Here is a 1,108-nt window from a genome sequence, read left to right on the forward strand (position 1 = left end):
CGCCAGCATACGAATATCGCCAGGAAGGAACCGGAAACTGCCGCGGGCTGGACCCCGGCCGGACCCTCGCTGGATACCGGGGTCCAGGTGGCCCCCGTCAACGCAAAGGGGAGAGTGAGCTATCCAGCGCACTCTCCCCATCTTGCCTTCGGAATAGCATGGATCTGTTGCAGATGTCGAAGGGAAAAGTGTTGCAACACATTGGAGTCACTGCGCATTCAGCCGCGCCGCGATCTTGGTCAGCGCCAGCTGCCAGCGCCGCCATGCGGTGGTGCGGTCGCAGCCGAGCTCGCCACTGATCTGCTTCCAGGGCACGCGGGCGGCGCGGGACCAGACCAGCTTCCGTTCGGCTTCCTCGATCCAGAGCACCCAGTCGAAGGTCTGCTCGAGCCGGGTGATCGCCGCGGCCGACGGTCGGATGCGCATCGGCTCGGGTTCCATGAAGGCGATCTCGCGACTCGTCCGCACGATCTCCGGCCAGGTGTTGAAATAGCCCTGCACCTTCACCGGCGGCAGCTTGTGCAGGGTACGGAACGCCTCCTCGAAATGGTCAGCGACGTCGTCGGCGGTCCATTCGCGATCAGCCATGACGCGCCTCCCTGTCGGAAGGGCGCGGGCCGTAGAGCTTCTCGCCGAGTTGGCGGACCAGTTCACGCTCGGGCCAGGTGAGGCGGTCGTCATCGGCGGAGACCGCGAGGACGCCCTGTTCCTGCCAGCCCTCGCGCTTGACCTGCTCGGGATCCCGGCGCCGGCCACCGTAGCCATGGGGGTGCCATCTCATGCGGCACCTCCCTTCGTCTCGATCGCCCAGAGCAGGATGGCGATGGCGTCGGCCTCGTTGTCGTCGGCCGGGCTGAAGCCGCGGGCGCGGACGGCGGCGACCATCGTGGCCTTGTCGGCGTTGCCCTTGCCGGTGGCGTGACGCTTGATCGTGCCGACCGGCACGCCCTCATAGGGCACGCCGCGCAACTCGGCCCATGCGGTCAGCGTGGCCATGAGCCCGCCGTAGATGTGGCTCGCGTCGGTGCCTGCGTGGCGGCGGACTTCCTCGAACCAGATCGCGGCGACTGGCCCCGACAGCCGGTCGATCTCGGTCAGCCAGTTGGTG

The 1,108-nt window shown here is 67.5% G+C and carries 2 protein-coding genes and 1 pseudogene; all 3 read right to left on the reverse strand.

Going from position 1 to position 1,108, the window contains the following annotated elements; all coding sequences use genetic code 11:
• Nucleotides 1–207: 207 nt before the first annotated feature.
• Nucleotides 208–588: a DUF6362 family protein gene (locus E3D03_RS20825; protein WP_263568531.1), complete on the reverse strand. Its 381-nt coding sequence runs from the start codon at nt 586–588 to the stop codon at nt 208–210.
• Nucleotides 581–781 (reverse strand): hypothetical protein, encoded by a 201-nt coding sequence (locus E3D03_RS20830; protein WP_028720215.1) that lies wholly within the window; start codon nt 779–781, stop codon nt 581–583. The genes E3D03_RS20825 and E3D03_RS20830 overlap by 8 nt, the downstream gene beginning before the upstream one ends.
• Nucleotides 778–1,108: pseudogene (locus E3D03_RS20835) on the reverse strand (hypothetical protein); the annotation flags it as partial. The gene E3D03_RS20830 and the pseudogene E3D03_RS20835, both read right to left, overlap by 4 nt.

It is taken from the genome of Paracoccus sp. DMF (assembly GCF_004407025.1).
Lineage (GTDB): Bacteria > Pseudomonadota > Alphaproteobacteria > Rhodobacterales > Rhodobacteraceae > Paracoccus > Paracoccus aminovorans_B.

Excerpts from the sequence above, each read along its gene's own strand:
- E3D03_RS20825 (WP_263568531.1), bottom strand. The coding sequence starts at position 588 with ATGGCTGATCGCGAATGGACCGCCGACGACGTCGCTGACCATTTCGAG.
- E3D03_RS20830 (WP_028720215.1), bottom strand. The coding sequence starts at position 781 with ATGAGATGGCACCCCCATGGCTACGGTGGCCGGCGCCGGGATCCCGAG.